Genomic DNA, 18,457 nt, shown 5'->3' with positions numbered 1-18,457 from the left:
CTACCTCCGGTAAAATGATTGAATTTCAAGGAAATGAATGGAATGTCCTCGGCCATTGCGGCCATCGATTTTTGTAGCAATGCCGGGCGAAGGATTGATGACGACCGAAGTGTCGGGAACGGCAGAGGGCGGCGCTTCTCCGGCTTGACGCCTTGCCGGGCGCTGATAATTTGACCGGGCAGTAAAAATATAATCGGCGCCAAAGGGGAACGGCCTCCCCAACGGCCAGGAGAACAGCATGTCCAACCGCCTGAATGCAACGCCAAACGACCTTCGCGCCTTTTGGATGCCCTTTACCGCGAACCGTCAGTTCAAGAAGGAACCGCGCCTCTTCGTGAGTGCGAAGGATATGTACTACCAGACCCATGACGGCCGTCAGGTGCTGGACGGTACGGCTGGCCTCTGGTGCGTAAATGCCGGACATTGCCGCCCGAAGATCACCGAGGCGATCAGCGAGCAGGCCGGCGAACTCGATTACGCCCCGGCCTTCCAACTCGGCCATCCCAAGGCTTTCGAGCTCGCCAACCGCCTGGTCGACATCGCCCCGGAAGGCCTGGACCATGTCCTCTTCACCAATTCCGGTTCTGAATCGGTGGAAACGGCGCTCAAGGTGGCGCTCGCCTATCACCGCGTGAAGGGCAATGGCTCACGCTTCCGCCTGATCGGCCGCGAGCGCGGCTATCACGGCGTCAATTTCGGCGGCATCTCCGTCGGCGGCATCGTCACCAACCGCAAGATGTTCGGCACGCTGCTGACCGGCGTTGACCACATGCCGCACACCCACCTGCCCGGCAAGAACAACTTCACCCGCGGCGAACCCGAGCATGGCGGCGATATCGCCACCGAACTCGAGCGCATCGTCACCCTGCATGACGCGTCCACCGTCGCCGCCGTCATCGTAGAGCCGGTCGCCGGCTCCACCGGCGTTCTCATTCCGCCGAAGGGCTATCTGCAGAAGCTGCGTGAAATCTGCACCAAGCACGGCATCCTGCTGATCTTCGATGAAGTCATCACCGGTTTCGGTCGCCTCGGCGCCCCCTTCGCCGCCCAGTATTACGACGTGAAGCCCGACATCATCACCACCGCCAAGGGCCTGACCAACGGCGTCATCCCGATGGGCGCCGTCTTCGTGACCTCGGAAATCCATGATGCCTTCATGAATGGCCCCGAGCACATGATCGAGTTCTTCCACGGTTATACCTATTCCGGTAACCCGATCGCCTCGGCCGCAGCGCTTGCGACGCTCGACACCTACAAGGAAGAAGGCCTGCTGACCCGCGCAGCCGAGCTTTCTGACTATTGGGCCGACGCGCTGCACTCGCTGAAAGATTGCCCCAACGTCATCGACATCAGAAATACCGGCCTCATCGGCGCCATCGAGCTCGACCCGATCGCCGGCGAGCCGACCAAGCGCGCCTTCACAGCCTTCCTCAAGGCGTACGAAAGCGGCCTGCTGATCCGCACGACAGGCGACATCATCGCGCTCTCCCCGCCGCTCATCATCGAGAAGAAGCACATCGACGAGCTCTTCGGCAAGCTGCGTACGATCCTGCAGAACAACATCTGAGCTCAATCGTCCCAAGTGAATTCGAGGGCGAGGCTCCAGTCTCGCCCTTTCCTATGATATCGGCGACCTCGATCGCGTTATCGGTCTCCAGCCTCAGGGATTTCCTCCAGACAGGGCAAATCAACCCAATGGAGATCCCATGCCAAGACTTGCCCTCCTTCTCTCCCTCGTCCTGCTGTTGGCACCTGCAGCACATGCCGGAACCGGGTTCCGCGAAATCTCCCTGCCCGACAAAAATAGCCCCACGCATGTCAGCATCTGGTATCCAACTGCATCGAACGTCACCTCGGTCCTTCTTGGCGAAACGCCTGCCTTTATCGGCCAGCCCGTCATCAGGGATGCCGAACCCATGGCCGGCCCCCATCCGCTGGTCGTTCTGTCGCATGGCTACGGTGGCAGCTGGCGCAACCTCGCCTGGCTCGCCGCGGATCTCGTGGAAGCAGGCTATGTCGTCGCCGCACCCGATCATCCCGGCACGACCACATTCGACATGCGAAAGCCCGATGCCGTCGAACTCTGGAAGCGCCCCGGCGACCTCAGCCGCACGATCGATGCTCTGCTCGACAATCCTGATCTGACGGGCGGCGTGGCATCCGGTCGGATTGCCGCCATCGGCCATTCGCTCGGCGGCTGGACGGTCGTCGAACTGGCGGGCGGCCGCTTCGATGCAGCCAAGGTGACGAAGAACTGCATGGCTGAATTCAGCCCGATCTATTGCAGAATATTCGAGGCGCTCGGCATCGGCCGCGATGCCTCCTCCAGTGCAGCACTGGCCGCCGATCTCAGCGACCCGAGAATCCGTGCCGTCGTGACGCTCGACCTCGGACCCGGCCGTGGGCTGACACCAGAGAGCCTTGCGGCAATCCAGATCCCCGTCATGGTATTGGGCGCTGCTGATGATGTCGATGCGGATACGGCAACTAAGGCGGAGATAGCCGCGACGAACGTGGATTCAGGCTACATTTCCCATTATCTGCCATCAACAACGACCAGGTACAGCCTTATCCCGGGATCGCTGCATTTCAGCTTCATGCAACCCTGCAAGCCTGGTGCCGCCGAATGGATCGAGAAAGAAGCACCAGGCGAGGGCATCGTCTGCCGGGACGGCGTAGGCGCAGATCGCGAAACGATTCACCGGCAGGTTACTGGCATGGTCACCGACTTCCTGCGAAAGGCCCTCCCTCAGCAATAGCGCAGCTCCCTCATCTCGATGCCCGGCCTACTGGAAACGAGGAAGCATCCGGGCTTGCGACGGACCAGGGCCTGCGATCGAAATGCCCCCGCGATAGGTCTGGCGAAGAAGATTTCGCTTCAGCTTTCTGCAAAGGTTGCGGGTCAAGCGCGACTGAAAGCGCGTAATCAGAAAAACGTCACCTTGACTGCAGGTTGAGGCTGCCTGGCATGACCATAGCAAGCTTGCCGATGGTCGGACAGGCAGATCGAAAATTGCGGGAGATGGACTGAAAAATCAAAAAATCGCGCGCAATCTTTCCAGATTTGGCGAAAATGATCCCGATCTTGTTATCATCTTGCGGAATCTCACCGAAATTTCTAGAAATCTTGCTATGCGCCGGGCGAGCCAAATATGGCCGCAGGGCTCATTGATCGCGCAGCTTTTCCTCGTCCTTGGCACGCTCCCAAAGGGATCGCTGACAAAAGAAACGGCCTGCGCGGCAAGCAACCAGTGGTCGAAGACGACCCTACCCAAGGAGACAGAACATGACCCTGAAGACTCTGACGGCGACGCTCGTCGCCTCGCTGGCATTTGCACCGCTCGCGCACGCGGATATCACCATCGGCCTCATCGCGCCGCTGACCGGTCCAGTGGCGGCCTATGGCGACCAGGTGAAGAACGGCGTGCAGACCGCTGTCGACGAAATCAACAAGAACGGCGGCATTCTCGGCGAGAAGGTCGTGCTCGAACTGGCCGACGATGCCGGCGAGCCGAAGCAGGGCGTTTCCGCCGCAAACAAGGTTGTCGGCGAAGGCATCCGCTTCGTCGTCGGTCCGGTCACCTCCGGTGTCGCCATTCCGGTTTCCGACGTTCTGGCCGAAAACGGCGTGCTGATGGTCACTCCGACCGCCACGGCACCCGACCTCACCAAGCGTGGCTTGACCAACGTTCTGCGCACCTGCGGCCGCGACGACCAGCAGGCCGAAGTTGCCGCCAAATACGTTCTTGAGCATTTCAAGGACAAGCGCGTCGCCATCATCAACGACAAGGGCGCTTACGGCAAGGGCCTCGCCGACGCCTTCAAGGCAACGCTGAATGCCGGCGGTGTCACCGAAGTCATCAACGACTCCATCACGCCCGGCGACAAGGATTTCTCCGCTCTGACCACCCGCATCAAGGCCGAGAAAGTCGATCTCGTCTATTTCGGCGGCTACCACCCGGAAGGCGGCCTGCTCGCCCGCCAGCTCCATGACCTCTCGGTCAATGCCCAGATCATCGGCGGCGACGGTCTCTCCAACACCGAGTTCTGGACGATCGGCACGGATGCAGCAGGCGGCACGCTGTTCACCAATGCTTCGGACGCCACCAAGAGCCCGGACTCCAAGGCCGCTGCCGATGCGCTCGCCGCCAAGAACATCCCGGCCGAAGCCTTCACGCTGAACGCCTACGCTGCCGTCGAAGTCCTGAAAGCCGGCATCGAAAAGGCCGGCAGCGCCGAGGACGCGGAAGCCGTTGCGGCTGCCCTGAAGAGCGGCGACCAGATCCCGACCGTCATCGGCAAGCTCACCTATGGCGAAACCGGCGACCTCTCCTCGCAGAGCTTCTCGCTCTACAAGTGGGAAGGCGGCAAGATCGTCGCAGCCGAGTAATCGGAGCGAATGGAACATGCGATCGGGCGCCAATGGCGCCCGGTTTTGTTTGCGGGCATCGAATCCACGAACAGATGCGCTATAACTCGCGGAATCGATTGCATTGCGAGGATAGATATGACCGCCAAGCTCGAACGTCTCATCGATCAGGGTGTGGGTCGCGTGCCTGCCGATATCGTCCTGAAAGGCGGACACTTCTTCGACCTCGCGACGGGTGAGCTCGTCCAGTCGGACATCGCCATCGGCGGCGAGCGTGTGATCGGGACCTGCGGCAACTACAGCGGCGAGACGGAAATCGACATTTCCGGCAAGATCGTCGTTCCCGGCTTCATCGATACGCACCTGCATATCGAATCCTCGCTGGTCACACCGCATGAGTTCGACCGCTGCGTCCTGCCCTATGGTGTGACGACTGCCATCTGCGACCCACATGAAATCGCCAATGTGCTCGGCAAGGAAGGCATCGAATTCTTCCTCGCTTCGGCGCTGGAAACGATCATGGATATCCGCGTCCAGCTTTCCTCCTGCGTGCCGGCGACACATCTGGAAACGTCAGGCGCCGATCTGCCGGTCGAAAGCCTCCTGCCCTATCGCGACCATCCCAAAGTCATCGGCCTTGCCGAGTTCATGAATTTTCCCGGCGTGATCCACAAGGATCCCGTCTGCATGGCAAAGCTCGACGCCTTTCAGGGCGGCCATATCGACGGACATGCGCCGCTTCTCCTGGGCAACGATCTCAACGGCTATCTCTCCACCGGCATCCGCACCGAACACGAATGCACGAGTGCGACTGAGGCGCTGGAGAAAATCCGCAAGGGCATGCATATCCTCGTGCGCGAGGGTTCCGTCTCGAAGGACCTGCATGCCCTGATGCCGATCATCACGGAACGCCTCTCCCCCTACCTCGCGCTCTGCACCGATGACCGCAATCCGCTCGATATCGCCGAGCAGGGCCATCTCGACTACATGATCCGCACGGCAATTGCAGAGGGCGTCGAGCCGCTTGCGATTTACCGCGCCGCCTCGATCTCCGCCGCCCGTGCTTTCGGCCTGCGCGACCGCGGCCTTGTGGCCCCCGGCTGGCGGGCCGATCTTGTCGTCATCGACAGTCTGGAAAATTGCCGGGCCGACATGGTTTTTTCCGCCGGCCGTCATGTCACCGATGCGCTCTTTTCCACCCGCAAGCCGGTTGAGCCCGTCGGCCTCGACAGCGTCAAGGCACGGCCGGTCAATGCGACCCATTTCGGCGTACCGGTTGCCGAGGGCGAAACATCCGTCATCGGCGTCATGCCCGGCAAGATCATCACCGAGCATCGTCGCTATCGCCTGCCGGCCAAGGGCAACCAGACGACCGTCGACCTCGCCAACGATATCATCAAGGTCGCCGTCATCGAACGACACGGCAAGAACGGCAATCACGCCAACGGTTTCGTTCAGGGCTTCGGCCTGAAGAAAGGCGCCATCGCCTCGACGGTCGGCCATGACAGCCACAACATCTGTGTCGTCGGCGTCAGCGAGGATGACATGGCGCTCGCGGCAAATCGCCTTGGCGAGATCAAGGGCGGTTTCGTGGTGGTCGAGGACGGAAAGGTCACCGGCGAGATCGCTCTGCCCGTCGCCGGCCTGATGAGCCTCGAACCCTATGAGATGGTGCGCGACACGTTGCATCATCTGCGCAAGGCGGCCTATGCCCTCGGCACGACGCTGGAGGAACCCTTCCTGCAGGTCGCCTTCCTGCCCCTGCCCGTAATCCCGCATTTGAAGATCTCGGATAGGGGGATGGTAGATGTCGATCGCTTCGCGCTGATTGGATAAATTTGGATATCCCTCTGTTCAGTGCACGTGCAATATTTTCATTGGTTGGAAAACGAATAGCCGGACAAAGGGTATTTATTCACAGACCGCCCATCGATCAGCCGTAAATTTCGAAATAATCTTGAAAAATTCGTCACTTCGCACTTAACGGCACAACAGAAAGAAGAAAATCATCCGGCCGAAAACGTCGAGGAAGCACCCGATGCCGCTAGTTTTCACACTCGGAAATCTGAAGTTTTTCTTTTATTCAAACGAAGGAGATCCTCGCGAACCCTTGCATATCCATGTTCGCGGCCCGAGCGGCGAAGCTAAGGTCATGGATGAAGCCAGCAATCGGCATCGCCGACAGCAAAGGCTTCAATCCACGCGAACTTGCTGTTATCATTCGGGAAGTCATCAAGAACCAGTCCGCCATCGAAAGGGCGTGGGATGAGCATTTCCGCAACTGATGTGACTTTCGATGAAAACACGATGTGGGTCGCGCTCGACGACGGGCGCACTCTGGGTGTACCGCTGGCATGGTTTCCGCGTCTTTTGAATGCGACCCCGGAACAGCTTCGCACTGTCGAGACCAGCCCGATGGGCCTTCACTGGAGTGATCTTGACGAAGATATCTCGATCGATGGCCTGTTGGCCGGACGCGGCGACCAGACGGTCAAACGGCCGACCGCCGCCTGATCACAGAACTCTCGCACAAAAAGCATCCAGCGCCGAAAGCTTCACTGAATCACGAGCAGTTAGCGCCTGAAAGCCAGGCATCGCAAGCGGTTCGCCGAATGATATGCCTGCAGGAAGCTCAAACTCCGCAGGCTCACGCGTCAGGTTGAACACGAAAAGCAGCTTCTCGCCCTGCTTTTCGCGGACGAAAGCGAGCAGATCCTTGTCCGCACCGACGAACTCCATGCTGCCATCGAGCAGCACGGGCTGGCTCTTCCGGAATTCCAGCGTGCGCCGGTAATGGTGCAGAACCGAATTGTCGTTGTTCTCCTGCGTATCGACGGCAAGCGCTGCCTGTTCATAGGGAACCGGCAGCCAGCTCTTTTCCGCGCTCGTAAACCCGGCATGCGCTTTGCCGGCCTCCCAGGGCATCGGCGTGCGACATCCGTCACGTCCCTTGAAAGCAGGCCAGAAGCGGATACCGTATGGGTCGCGCAGGTCTTCGAAGGCAAGTTCCGCCTCCGGCAGCCCCAGTTCCTCGCCCTGATAGAGGCAGATCGAACCGCGAAGCGCTGCCAGCACCGAAATCGCCAGCTTGGCGATGATGGGCCGCTCCTCTTCTGTCAGCGCGAAGCGGCTGACGTGGCGGTTGACGTCGTGGTTGGAGAAGGCCCAGCAGACCCAGCCATCTTTCACCATGCGCTGGAAGGTCTCGACGCAGCCTCGTATATGGGCCGCGGTGAATTCAGGGCCGAGCAGATCGAAAGTATAACACATATGCAGCTTGTCGCCGCCGGTCGTATAGGCGGCGACGGTCTTCAACGAGCGCGCGCCGTCGCCGACTTCGCCGACCGTCGTGCGCTCCTCGTACTGATCGAGCAGAGCCCGGAACCGCTTGAGGAATTCGAGGTTTTCCGGCTGCGTCTTGTCGTAGAGGTGGTTCTGCATGCCATAGGGATTGCTGTCGGGCGCATCGAGACCAGCCTGATCCGGATCCGGCACATGCGGCGGATTGTCTCGGAGCTGCTTGTCACAGAAGTAATAATTCACCGTATCCAGCCGAAAACCGTCGACGCCTCGGTCGAGCCAGAACTTCACCGTCTTCAGCAGCGCATCCTGAACCGGCCTGCTGTGAAAATTCAGGTCCGGCTGCGAGGTCAGGAAGTTATGCTGGTAATATTGCCGGCGCACGCCATCCCATTCCCATCCCGGCCCGCCGAAGATCGACAGCCAGTTGTTCGGCGCTGTCCCGTCGGGCTTCGGGTCGGCCCAGACATACCAGTCCGCCTTGTCGTTCGTGCGGCTGGAGCGGCTTTCCACGAACCATGGATGCCGGTCGGACGTATGGGAAATCACCTGATCGATGATGACCTTTATGCCGAGCCTGTGGGCTTCCGCCATCATCGCATCGAAATCGTCGAGCGTGCCGAAGATCGGATCGACGTCGCAATAGTCGGAGACGTCATAGCCCATGTCGGCCATGGGCGATTTGAAGAAAGGCGAGAGCCAGATCGCATCGACGCCAAGGCTTGCGATATGGGAGAGGCGCCGGGTTATCCCCTTGAGATCGCCGAGCCCGTCACCATCAGTATCCTGAAACGAGCGCGGATAGACCTGATAAATCACAGCGCCGCGCCACCAATCCGCATTCCCGCCCGTCCGCAACGCCATGAACTGCCTTCTCCCGCTTCATTTCGCCGCAAGACTAATGGCGGCGAAGCAAAAAACAACACTTCAATGGCTCATTTTCGAGCAAAGATCAGGCAGTCGCGATCGGACAAAAGGGAGACGCTTATAAGCTTGTCCACACCCGAATGCTACCCACCGGTTTAGGGGTTGCAACGCCAAACCTTTGCGTTAAGGTGCCGTTGACCTGCACGTAACAGGTCAAATCGGGAACAAATGACCAAAGAAAAGGCGAAAAGCCTAGAAAGGTGGACACAGTATGTCCTTTTTCACGAAAAAATTTCTCGCGTCTGCAATGGTTGGCTCATTGCTCGCATTTTCGGCCCACGCGGCCACGCTGAATATCCATAATGGTGGCGATCCCACCTCGCTGGATCCGCAAAAACTCTCCGGCGACTGGGAAAACCGTATTGCCGGCGACATCTTCGAAGGCCTCGTCACCGAAGACGCCAAGGACAACCCGGTTCCCGGCCAGGCCGAAAGCTGGACCATTTCCCCTGACGGCAAGGTCTACACTTTCAAGCTGCGTGACGGCATCAAGTGGTCCGATGGCCAGCCGGTAACGGCCGGCGACTTCGTCTTCGCCTTCCAGCGTCTCATCGACCCCAAGAACGCCGCCGACTACGCCTATCTGCAGTTCACCATCAAGAACGCAGAAAAGATCAACAAGGGCGAGATCACCGATCTGAACGAACTCGGCGTCAAGGCGATCGACGACAAGACACTCGAGATCACCCTTGAGAACCCGACCCCCTATTTCATCAACGCCCTGATGCACTACACGGCCTATCCGCTGCCGAAGCATGTCGTCGAGGCCAAGGGTCAGGACTGGGTCAAGATCGGCAACATCGTCACCAACGGTCCGTACAAGCCGGTCGAGTGGGTCCCCGGTTCGCACGTCACGACCGTCAAGAACGATCAGTGGTATGGAGCTAAGGATCTGAAGATCGACGGCGCGAAGTTCTTCGTGCTCGAAGATCAGGAAGCCGCGCTGAAGCGCTACCGCGCCGGCGAATTCGATATCCTCACCGACTTCCCGACCGACCAGTACGAGTGGATGAAGAAGAACCTTCCGGGTCAGGCGCACGTCGCCCCCTTCTCCGGCCTCTACTACTATGTCATCAACTCGACCAAGCCGCCGTTCAGCGACAAGCGCGTGCGCCAGGCTCTCTCCATGGCGATCAACCGCGAAGTGATTGGTCCGCAGATCCTCGGCACCGGCGAACTGCCGGCTTACTCCTGGGTTCCGCCGGGTACCGCCAATTACGGCGATCCGGCCTACGTTTCCTGGAAGGATCTTCCCTACAAGGACAAGGTCGAAGAAGCCAAGAAGCTGCTGAAGGAAGCCGGCTTCGGCCCGGATCATCCGCTGACGACCGAGCTCAAGTACAACACCAACGACAACCACAAGCGTATCGCCGTTGCGATCGCCTCCATGTGGAAGCCGCTTGGCGTCAATGTCGAGCTCGTCAACGCGGAAACGAAGGTCCACTACGACCAGCTGCAGCGCGGTGAAGTGCAGATCGGCCGTGCCGGCTGGCTCGCCGACTACAACGATCCGGACAACTTCCTGAACCTGCTCGTGACAGGCGTTCAGATGAACTATGGCCGCTGGTCGAATGCCGACTATGACAAGCTGATCAAGGAGGGCAACGCTCAGACCGATCTGACGAAGCGCGCCGAGATCTTCAAGAAGGCCGAACAGCTCGCGCTGGACGATTCAGCCGCACTCCCGATCTACTACTACGTCTCCAAGAACGTCGTCTCGCCCAAGATCGAGGGCTTCGTCGACAACGTTCAGGACATCCACCGCACGCGCTGGCTGTCCATCAAGGAATAAGGATGAAAGGCTCTTCCCGGTCACTCCGGGAAGAGCCGCTCCACGACCATGATCAAATACGCTCTCCGTCGATTGCTGTCGACGATCCCTGTCCTGTGGATCGCCGTCACAGCTTGCTTTTTCGTTTTGCGCCTTGCCCCCGGCGGCCCCTTTGATGGCGAAAGGCCATTGCCGCCGGTGATCCTGAAAAACCTCGCGATCCACTACAATCTGGATAAGCCGCTCGTTCAGCAGTACCTGATCTATGTCGGCGACCTGTTGAAAGGTGACCTCGGCCCCTCCTTCGCGAGTGAGGACTTCACCGTCGCCCAGCAGATCATGATCGGTCTGCCCTACACCTTCACCATCGGCACGGCTGCCTTCCTGATCGCCATCATCGTCGGCGTGGCCGTCGGCTGTCTTGGGGCGCTCTACCAGAACAAGGCACCGGACTATATTCTGAGTGCGCTCATTCTGGTGGGCGTCGTTCTGCCGAACTTCCTGATCGCGCCCATCATGCAGCTCGTCTTCGGCATCCACCTCGCCTGGTTTCCGGTCGGCGGCTGGGGTGATGGCTCGATCAAGTATCTCGTCCTGCCGATCGTCGTTCTGGCGCTGCCGCATGCCGGCCGCATCTCGCGCATCACCCGCGGCTCGATGATCGAGGTGATGAACCAGAACTTCATCCGCACCGCCAAGGCCAAGGGCATCGGCCCGCGTCTGACGGTCATGCGCCATGCGCTGAAGCCCGCCATGATGCCCGTCGTTTCCTACCTGGGTCCGGCGGCAAGTTACCTTCTCACCGGCTCGCTGGTTGTCGAAAGCATCTTCGGATTGCCCGGCATCGGCCGCTATTTCGTCAACGCAGCGCTGAACCGCGATTACGGCATGGTTCTCGGTACGGTCATCTTCTACATGGTGCTGATCGTGTTCCTGAACCTTCTGGTCGATATCGCCTATGCCTGGCTGGACCCGAAAGTGAGAAACAGATGATCCTCAATCCCGCAAAAAGAGAGCTGCTTGCAGCCGAACTGCTGGAAGCCGAAGGCCTGTCTCCGGAGGGCCGCTCGCTGACCAGGGATGCTCTGCGCCGCCTCTCGCGCAACAAGGCAGCCGTCATCTCCATCGGTGTGCTGGTGCTGCTCATTCTGGCCGCCTTCCTTGGCCCAAGCGTCATCCCCTTCAACTACGAAGACCCGGACTGGGCCGCCTTCCGCGCTCCACCCTCCTTCGAAAACGGCCACTATTTCGGCACCGACCCGAACGGCCGCGACCTGCTTGCCCGTGTGCTATACGGCACGCGCGTTTCGCTTGCCGTAGCGCTGACGGCGACCCTCGTCTCCGTCGTCATCGGCGTGCTCTACGGTGCGATCTCAGGTTATATCGGGGGCAGGCTCGACTCGATCATGATGCGCTTCGTCGATATCATGTACGCACTTCCCTACATCCTCTTCGTCATCCTGCTGATGGTGATCTTCGGCCGCAACGTCTATCTGCTCTTTGCTGCGATCGGCGCGCTCGAATGGCTGACCATGGCCCGCATCGTGCGCGGACAGACCCTGTCGCTCAAGCACCGCGAATTCGTGGAAGCTGCCCGCGCCTCGGGTCAGAAGCCTTTCAAGATCATTACCAAGCACATCATCCCGAACCTCATCGGCCCCGTCGTCATCTTCGCGGCGCTGACCGTGCCGGAGATCATCGCGACCGAGAGCTTCCTTTCCTATCTCGGCTTCGGCGTTCAAGAGCCGCTGACTTCGCTCGGCACCCTGATTGCCGAAGGCACCGATGCCATGGAAAGCATGCCCTGGCTGCTGGTTTTCCCGGCAAGTTTCCTTGTGGCTCTACTCCTCAGCCTGCTGTTCATCGGCGACGGGCTGCGCGATGCGTTCGACCCGAAGGATCGATAGATGACCTCAGAAAAACAAAAAGATACCCTTCTCGAGCTCAGGGATTACTCGATCACCTTCGAGACCCCCGAGGGCCAGGTGAAGGCGGTCTCCAACATGAACCTGACGGTTCGCCGCGGCGAACGCATCGCCATTGTCGGTGAATCCGGCTCCGGCAAGAGCCAGACCTTCCTTGGCATCATGGGACTGCTCGCCAAGAACGGCAAAACGACCGGCCAGGCCTTGCTGGAAGGCCAGGACGTGCTGTCGCTGAAGCCACGCGAACTCGACCGTGTCCGCGGCAAGGACATGGCGATGGTCTTCCAGGACCCGATGACGGCGCTCAATCCGTCTCTCAGGATTTCCCGGCAGCTGACGGAACAGCTTGAGATCCACCGCGGCTTTACCGCCAGGGCGGCATCTGCCGAGGCCCTCGATATGCTGAAGCGTGTCGGCATTCCTGACCCCACGCGTCGTTTCAACCTCTATCCGCACGAACTTTCCGGCGGCATGCGCCAGCGCATCGTCATCGCCATGGCGTTGCTCACCAAGCCGAAGCTCCTGATCGCCGACGAGCCGACGACTGCGCTCGATGTGACCATCCAGGCGCAGATCCTCGATCTCTTCAATGATCTGACGGCGGAAATGAACACGGCGCTTCTGATGATCACCCACGACCTCGGCGTCGTGGCTGGTCTCGCAGACAGGGTTGCCGTCATGTATGCCGGCCGCATCGTCGAGGAAGCTCCGGTCGATGAACTCTTCGAAAACCCGGCGCATCCCTATACAGCAGCGCTGCACGCTTCGATCCCGCGCCCGGATCAGGATGTCGACGATCTCGTCGTCATCCCCGGCCGCCCGCCGAACCTGCAGCACCTGCCCAAGGGCTGCAATTTCTCGCCCCGCTGTCCGCAGGTCCAGGATGATTGCATCGACCGACCGCCGCAACTTCAACAGCAGGGAGCAAGCCATTGCGCCGCCTGCTTCCATCCCTTCCCCCGCCGCGAGGAGTTGCTGATCCATGGCTGAGCGCTCGCTTCTGAGGGTCGAGAACCTGACGACCCAGTTCGAGATCCCCTCGAAATCCTTCTTCAAGCCGCCGCTGATGCTGACGGCCGTCAACAATGTCAGCTTCGATCTCGCCGAAGGCCGCACGCTTGGCATCGTCGGCGAATCCGGCTGCGGCAAGTCGACGCTCGGCCGCTCCATCCTGCGTCTTCTCAAGTCGCAGAAGGGGCGCATCCTCTGGCAGGGCCGCAATCTGCTTGATCTCTCGGATGAAGAAATGCGCGCCGCACGCCGCGACATGCAGATCATCTTCCAGGATCCGATCGCCTCGCTCGACCCACGCATGACCGTCGGCGACATCATCGCCGAACCACTCACCGTTTTCGAGCCGAAGCTTTCGAAGGCCCAGCGCCTCGAACGCGTACGCGAGATCATGTCCGCCGTCGGTCTCGTGCCTGAGATGATCAATCGCTATCCGCACGAATTTTCGGGCGGTCAGGCGCAACGTATCGGCATTGCCCGTGCTGTCGTCACGCGGCCGAAGCTTATCATCTGCGACGAGCCGGTCTCGGCGCTCGACGTGTCGATCCAGGGCCAGGTCATCACGCTGCTTCGCAAGCTGCGCAAGGAGTTCGGCTTGACGTTGATCTTCATCAGCCACGACCTCTCGGTCGTGCGCCTGATCTCGGATGACGTGCTGGTGCTCTATCTCGGCAAGGTGGTCGAAGCCGGCGATTGCGCCACGGTCTTCGAACATCCGGCTCATCCCTATACGCAGGCGCTCTTCTCGGCGGCGCCGATCCCGGATCCAAAGCTCGCGCGTCTGCGCAGCCGCATCCGCCTGCAGGGCGATCCACCTTCGCCGCTGAACCCGCCACAGGGCTGCGTCTTCTCGCCGCGCTGCTGGAAGGCAACGGATGTCTGTCGCACCGAAATGCCGCCGACGGAACTGGTTCGCCCCGGCCAGACGGCGGCCTGCTACCATATGGACAGGCCCTGACATCACATTCTCCATCGCTCCGCAGTCGGGGCGATGGACTTTCAACTCTCCTTGACTTGTCTCCTCCCGCCTCTTCGCGTATCCGCAAGAGCAGAAAAAATCCGGGAGGAAAGCTTGAGCGGACGGTTTCTGTCGATCGGCGAATGCATGGTGGAGCTCTCGCAGGCAGGTGAAGGCCTGCTTCGGAAAGGCTTTGCCGGCGATACTTTCAACACCGCATGGTACGCCCGCGCCTGCCTGCCGCCCGCCTGGTCGGTCGATTATTTCACCGCGCTCGGCGATGATCCGATGTCCGACGAAATGGTCGCCTTCATGGGCAAGGCCGGCATTGGCACGGATCTCATCTGCCGCATCAAGGGTAAGACGCCCGGCCTCTACATGATCAATCTGAGGAACGGCGAACGCTCCTTCAGCTACTGGCGCGACAGTTCGGCCGCCCGCAGCCTCGCCGCCGACCCGGACCGGCTGCGAGAGGCGGTGGAGAGTGCCGATGTCGTCTATTTCTCCGGCATCACGCTCGCCATCCTCTCCCATGACGACGCCGAGACGCTGCTTGCGGAAATCCGCCGTGCCAAAGCGGTCGGCAAGTTTGTCGTCTTCGACCCGAATATCCGCCCTCGCCTCTGGTCGAGCTACGACATCATGCACACGACGATCAGCGAAGGCGGCCGTGCCTCCTCGCTCGTCATGCCGAGCTTCGATGACGAGGTCGCCCATTTTGGCGATGCCTCCATCGAAGCCACCATTGAGCGCTATCGCGGGCTCGGTGCCTCGCATGTCGTCGTCAAGAACGGCGCGGAAGGCGCAACGCTGAGCTTCGCCAATGAGCAGATGCATGTGCCAGCGGAAAAGGTAAAAAAAGTCGTCGATACCACCAGCGCCGGAGACAGTTTCAACGGCGCATTTCTGGCTCATTATCTGGAAAACCGGGATGCCCCGGCAGCCGCCCGCTTCGGAGCTAAAATCGCCGCCCGCGTCGTCAGCGAACATGGCGCACTCGTGCCGAAGGAAAAGCTCGGCCTCTGATATCAGGATTGAAGCCTGCGCATGTCGCTTGTCGGGCGGTCACGCGCAGGCCCGCCCCCGCCTCAGCGGTCATTCACGCCTGATCGCCAGATCAGGAATTGGTTTTCTTGTCGTCCGTGCGCACGGCTTCGTCGTGATACCAGCAGCTATCGAGCGCGGCGTCGCACACGCCAGCCGCCTCCCGCTCCATCATGCGCAGGCGCTCGAAGCGGTTCGCGCCTTGAGCAGCCTTAATTGGGAACTGGTAGATCGTTGCGGATTCGCGATGGAAACCGATTGCCATGAGATAGCCTTTCTTCAGCTCGGCCTATCAACATTCACGGTCGAAACAATAGCACAATGCACATAGTTTATGCAAATAGCATAAAATATAGGCAAAGTCATAATTGTAGCCGATCGATGCAGCATTTCCTGATTAAGCTTGCGCTTATTTGTTTAAAACTTCATCCATTGGCCTAAACGCCGGAATTTTGATCTGGTTCCAACCCCGAAAATGGCCGCTTCAAAGCGGAACGGGGCCAACCGGCATTGCCCTTCCCTCTGCCGCCCCCAGGCTGAAAACTGCTTCGGCATGGTGATTCGTAAATTTTTTATGTCTGAAAGACGATCTGGCACGCTACGTGCTTCACAAGAGACATCCCTGGCGGAAGAGCGCACCCTTGCGTCTACTGCCTCAGGATTTGCTCAAGTTCGCAGCAGAGAGAGTCGCGATGACAAAGTATAAGCTCGAGTATATTTGGCTCGATGGGTACACCCCGGTACCGAACCTGCGTGGCAAGACGCAGATCAAGGAATTCGATAATTTCCCGACGCTCGAACAGCTCCCGCTCTGGGGCTTCGACGGTTCGTCGACGATGCAGGCCGAAGGCCGCAGCTCGGATTGCGTGCTGAAGCCGGTTGCCGTCTATCCCGATCCGGCCCGCACCAACGGCGTGCTCGTCATGTGCGAAGTCATGATGCCGGATGGCGTCACGCCGCATGCAAGCAACGCTCGCGCAACCATTCTCGATGACGAAGACGCCTGGTTTGGCTTCGAACAGGAATATTTCTTCTTCGAAAACGGCCGTCCGCTCGGCTTCCCCGAGTCCGGCTACCCGGCTCCGCAGGGTCCGTACTACACCGGCGTCGGCTATTCGAATGTCGGCTCGGTTGCCCGCGAAATCGTCGAAGAACATCTCGATCTCTGCCTCGCCGCCGGCATCAACCACGAAGGCATCAATGCCGAAGTGGCCAAGGGCCAGTGGGAATTCCAGATTTTCGGCAAGGGCTCCAAGAAGGCCGCCGACCAGATCTGGATGGCTCGCTACCTGCTGCAGCGCCTGACCGAGAAGTATGGCATCGACATCGAGTATCATTGCAAGCCGCTCGGCGACACCGACTGGAACGGCTCGGGCATGCATTGCAACTTCTCGACCAAGTACATGCGCGAAGTTGGCGGCAAGGCCTATTTCGAAGCACTGATGGCTCAGTTCGAAAAGAACCTGATGGACCACATCAATGTCTACGGTCCTGACAACGACAAGCGCCTGACCGGCAAGCACGAGACGGCTCCGTGGAACAAGTTCTCCTACGGCGTTGCTGACCGTGGCGCTTCGATCCGCGTTCCGCACTCGTTCATCAAGAACGACTACCGCGGTTATCTGGAAGATCGCCGCCCGAACTCCCAGGGCGACCCCTACCAGATCGCATCGCAGGTTCTGAAGACGATCTCGGAAGTTCCGACCTCCGGCTCTGCTTCGGCCGCAGCCTAAGTTTTACCGCGGCGTCGGCCTCCCCGCCGGCGCCGTTCCTTTTCAAAGATACCGGCCCTGGCTGCCGACACAATTGCTCGCCACTATGGCCGCAAGCGCCTGTAAATACTCATACAGGGCTGTAATATTCCCATCATGCACTTCCGCCAAAATAAGAGAGCGGGAGTCGCCATTCCGGAACCCCGCCCAGGGGTTGTGCGTTGCCAGAATCATGCGACGCGGGTGGAAATGGAAGCATGCTGCAACGTCCGTCAAATTCTTATAGCGGCGAAAGCTGGGCTCGTGCCGCGGCCGCTGGAACCGTGCCCGAGCGGCTGGTGATCGTGACGGACGCTTGGCATCCGCAGGTTAATGGTGTCGTGCGCTCAATCGAGAACACCAATCGGGAACTCGCCAAGATGGGCGTCGAAGTCTCGATGGTGACACCGGAGCGCTTCGCCAGCATTCCCTGCCCCACCTATCCCGAGATCCGCCTGTCGATCGCCTGGTACAGGCGCGTTGCCCGCGAGATTGAGAAGCACAATCCTTCCTACGTCCACATCGCGACGGAAGGCCCGCTGGGGCTGACGGCGCGCCGCTGGTGCCTTCGTAAGCACATGCCTTTCTCCACCAGCTACCACACCCGTTTCCCCGAATATGTTTCGGCCCGCCTGCCGATCCCCCAGAGCTGGCTCTACGCCTTCATACGGTGGTTCCACAACGGCGGCGCAGGCTGCATGGTCGCAACGCCTAGCCTCGCCCGGGAGCTCTCTGCAAAGGGCATGAAGAACCTCATGCCGTGGAGCCGTGGCATCGATGCGACGCAATTCCACCCGATGCCTCTGGAGGAGAAACCCTTCGGCCTTCCCCGCCCGATTTTTATGACTGTCGGCCGCGTGGCGCTGGAAAAGAACCTGCCGGCTTTCCTCGATCTCGACCTGCCCGGCTCGAAGGTGGTGGTCGGCGACGGCCCGGCGCGCGCGGACCTGGAAGAGCGCTATCCGGACGTGCACTTCACCGGCATCAAGCTCGGTGAGGATCTGGCAAAGGCCTATGCGCAGGCCGATGTCTTCGTCTTCCCGTCGCTGACGGACACGTTCGGCAACACCATTCTGGAAGCGCTTGCGTCGGGCGTCCCTGTCGCTGCCTATCCCGTCACCGGCCCGCTGGATATCATCGGCGAGGAAAGCCTGGTCGGCGCGCTGGACGACGATCTGCAGGTGGCCTGCCTTGCTGCGCTTTCCGCCTCGCGGGAGAAGGCGCGCGAGCTTGCCATGCAATATTCCTGGGAAGCGGCGACGCTGCAGTTCATCAACAATATCCGCGCCGCCAACGGCGTCATCACGCCGAAATGGAAGAAAGCGTGGCAGTATGCCACCAAATCCCTTCCAAGAAGAAAGCCCGGCGAACCTGCCGGGCCTCTTCCGCCCACGGATTGAG

The 18,457-nt window shown here is 60.1% G+C and carries 17 protein-coding genes; 14 read left to right on the top strand and 3 right to left on the bottom strand.

What is annotated here, in order from left to right; translation table 11 throughout:
• Positions 1 to 240 carry a hypothetical protein gene (locus FHT87_RS15800; protein WP_183803159.1) on the bottom strand — a complete coding sequence of 80 codons (240 nt, stop codon included), beginning with the start codon at positions 238 to 240 and terminating at the stop codon, positions 1 to 3.
• Between FHT87_RS15800 and FHT87_RS15795 the strand changes: the two genes are divergently transcribed.
• The 6 genes from FHT87_RS15795 to FHT87_RS15770 all read left to right on the top strand — a co-directional run bounded on the left by FHT87_RS15795 (position 239) and on the right by FHT87_RS15770 (position 6,883).
• Positions 239 to 1,567, top strand: coding sequence for an aspartate aminotransferase family protein (locus tag FHT87_RS15795; protein WP_007824535.1), 1,329 nt, complete (start codon positions 239 to 241; stop codon positions 1,565 to 1,567). The genes FHT87_RS15800 and FHT87_RS15795 overlap by 2 nt on opposite strands.
• A 139-nt stretch (positions 1,568 to 1,706) precedes the next feature.
• Positions 1,707 to 2,759: an alpha/beta fold hydrolase gene (locus tag FHT87_RS15790; protein WP_183803156.1), complete on the top strand. Its 1,053-nt coding sequence runs from the start codon at positions 1,707 to 1,709 to the stop codon at positions 2,757 to 2,759.
• A 527-nt stretch (positions 2,760 to 3,286) separates the two neighbouring features.
• Positions 3,287 to 4,390, top strand: a complete 1,104-nt coding sequence (locus tag FHT87_RS15785) for a branched-chain amino acid ABC transporter substrate-binding protein (RefSeq protein WP_183731763.1) — start codon at positions 3,287 to 3,289, stop codon at positions 4,388 to 4,390.
• Between the two features lie 117 nt (positions 4,391 to 4,507).
• Complete coding sequence (ade, locus tag FHT87_RS15780; protein WP_183803153.1) at positions 4,508 to 6,205, top strand: adenine deaminase; 1,698 nt, start codon at positions 4,508 to 4,510, stop codon at positions 6,203 to 6,205.
• A gap of 320 nt (positions 6,206 to 6,525) precedes the next feature.
• Positions 6,526 to 6,654, top strand: a complete 129-nt coding sequence (locus tag FHT87_RS31425; protein ID WP_281411225.1) for a hypothetical protein — start codon at positions 6,526 to 6,528, stop codon at positions 6,652 to 6,654.
• Positions 6,635 to 6,883 (top strand): DUF2442 domain-containing protein, encoded by a 249-nt coding sequence (locus tag FHT87_RS15770; RefSeq protein ID WP_183731772.1) that lies wholly within the window; start codon positions 6,635 to 6,637, stop codon positions 6,881 to 6,883. Before FHT87_RS31425 ends, FHT87_RS15770 begins: the two co-directional genes overlap by 20 nt.
• On the opposite strand, the gene FHT87_RS15765 is transcribed toward FHT87_RS15770, so the two are convergent.
• Positions 6,884 to 8,533 (bottom strand): alpha-glucosidase family protein, encoded by a 1,650-nt coding sequence (locus FHT87_RS15765; RefSeq protein ID WP_183731775.1) that lies wholly within the window; start codon positions 8,531 to 8,533, stop codon positions 6,884 to 6,886.
• 274 nt (positions 8,534 to 8,807) lie between these two features.
• Between FHT87_RS15765 and FHT87_RS15760 the strand changes: the two genes are divergently transcribed.
• From FHT87_RS15760 to FHT87_RS15735, 6 genes are all read left to right on the top strand, one after another.
• The gene (locus FHT87_RS15760) at positions 8,808 to 10,388 is read left to right on the top strand and encodes a peptide ABC transporter substrate-binding protein (RefSeq protein ID WP_183731777.1); all 1,581 of its coding nucleotides are present in this window, start codon (positions 8,808 to 8,810) and stop codon (positions 10,386 to 10,388) included.
• A 48-nt stretch (positions 10,389 to 10,436) separates the two neighbouring features.
• Positions 10,437 to 11,360 carry an ABC transporter permease subunit gene (locus FHT87_RS15755; RefSeq protein WP_183731779.1) on the top strand — a complete coding sequence of 308 codons (924 nt, stop codon included), beginning with the start codon at positions 10,437 to 10,439 and terminating at the stop codon, positions 11,358 to 11,360.
• On the top strand, positions 11,357 to 12,274 hold the full coding sequence (locus FHT87_RS15750) for an ABC transporter permease subunit (RefSeq protein WP_183731782.1): 918 nt from the start codon (positions 11,357 to 11,359) through the stop codon (positions 12,272 to 12,274). Before FHT87_RS15755 ends, FHT87_RS15750 begins: the two co-directional genes overlap by 4 nt.
• Positions 12,275 to 13,282, top strand: coding sequence for an ABC transporter ATP-binding protein (locus FHT87_RS15745; RefSeq protein WP_183731785.1), 1,008 nt, complete (start codon positions 12,275 to 12,277; stop codon positions 13,280 to 13,282).
• A complete protein-coding gene (locus FHT87_RS15740) occupies positions 13,275 to 14,261 on the top strand; it encodes an oligopeptide/dipeptide ABC transporter ATP-binding protein (RefSeq protein WP_183731788.1) in 987 nt (328 codons plus the stop codon). The genes FHT87_RS15745 and FHT87_RS15740 overlap by 8 nt, the downstream gene beginning before the upstream one ends.
• A 114-nt stretch (positions 14,262 to 14,375) precedes the next feature.
• On the top strand, positions 14,376 to 15,287 hold the full coding sequence (locus tag FHT87_RS15735) for a sugar kinase (RefSeq protein ID WP_183731791.1): 912 nt from the start codon (positions 14,376 to 14,378) through the stop codon (positions 15,285 to 15,287).
• 91 nt (positions 15,288 to 15,378) lie between these two features.
• Here FHT87_RS15735 and gstI read toward each other — a convergent pair whose 3' ends face one another.
• A complete protein-coding gene (gene gstI, locus FHT87_RS15730; protein WP_183731794.1) occupies positions 15,379 to 15,570 on the bottom strand; it encodes a glutamine synthetase translation inhibitor GstI in 192 nt (63 codons plus the stop codon).
• A gap of 427 nt (positions 15,571 to 15,997) precedes the next feature.
• Here gstI and FHT87_RS15725 point away from each other — a divergent pair, with 427 nt between their 5' ends.
• Positions 15,998 to 17,038, top strand: a complete 1,041-nt coding sequence (locus tag FHT87_RS15725) for a glutamine synthetase beta-grasp domain-containing protein (protein WP_183731797.1) — start codon at positions 15,998 to 16,000, stop codon at positions 17,036 to 17,038.
• A 236-nt stretch (positions 17,039 to 17,274) separates the two neighbouring features.
• Positions 17,275 to 18,456, top strand: coding sequence for a glycosyltransferase family 1 protein (locus tag FHT87_RS15720; RefSeq protein WP_183803150.1), 1,182 nt, complete (start codon positions 17,275 to 17,277; stop codon positions 18,454 to 18,456).
• The last annotated feature ends 1 nt before the right edge of the window (position 18,457 follow it).

Source organism: Rhizobium sp. BK316 (genome assembly GCF_014193695.1).
GTDB lineage: Bacteria > Pseudomonadota > Alphaproteobacteria > Rhizobiales > Rhizobiaceae > Rhizobium.
This window is presented reverse-complemented; position numbering and strand designations above follow the sequence as displayed.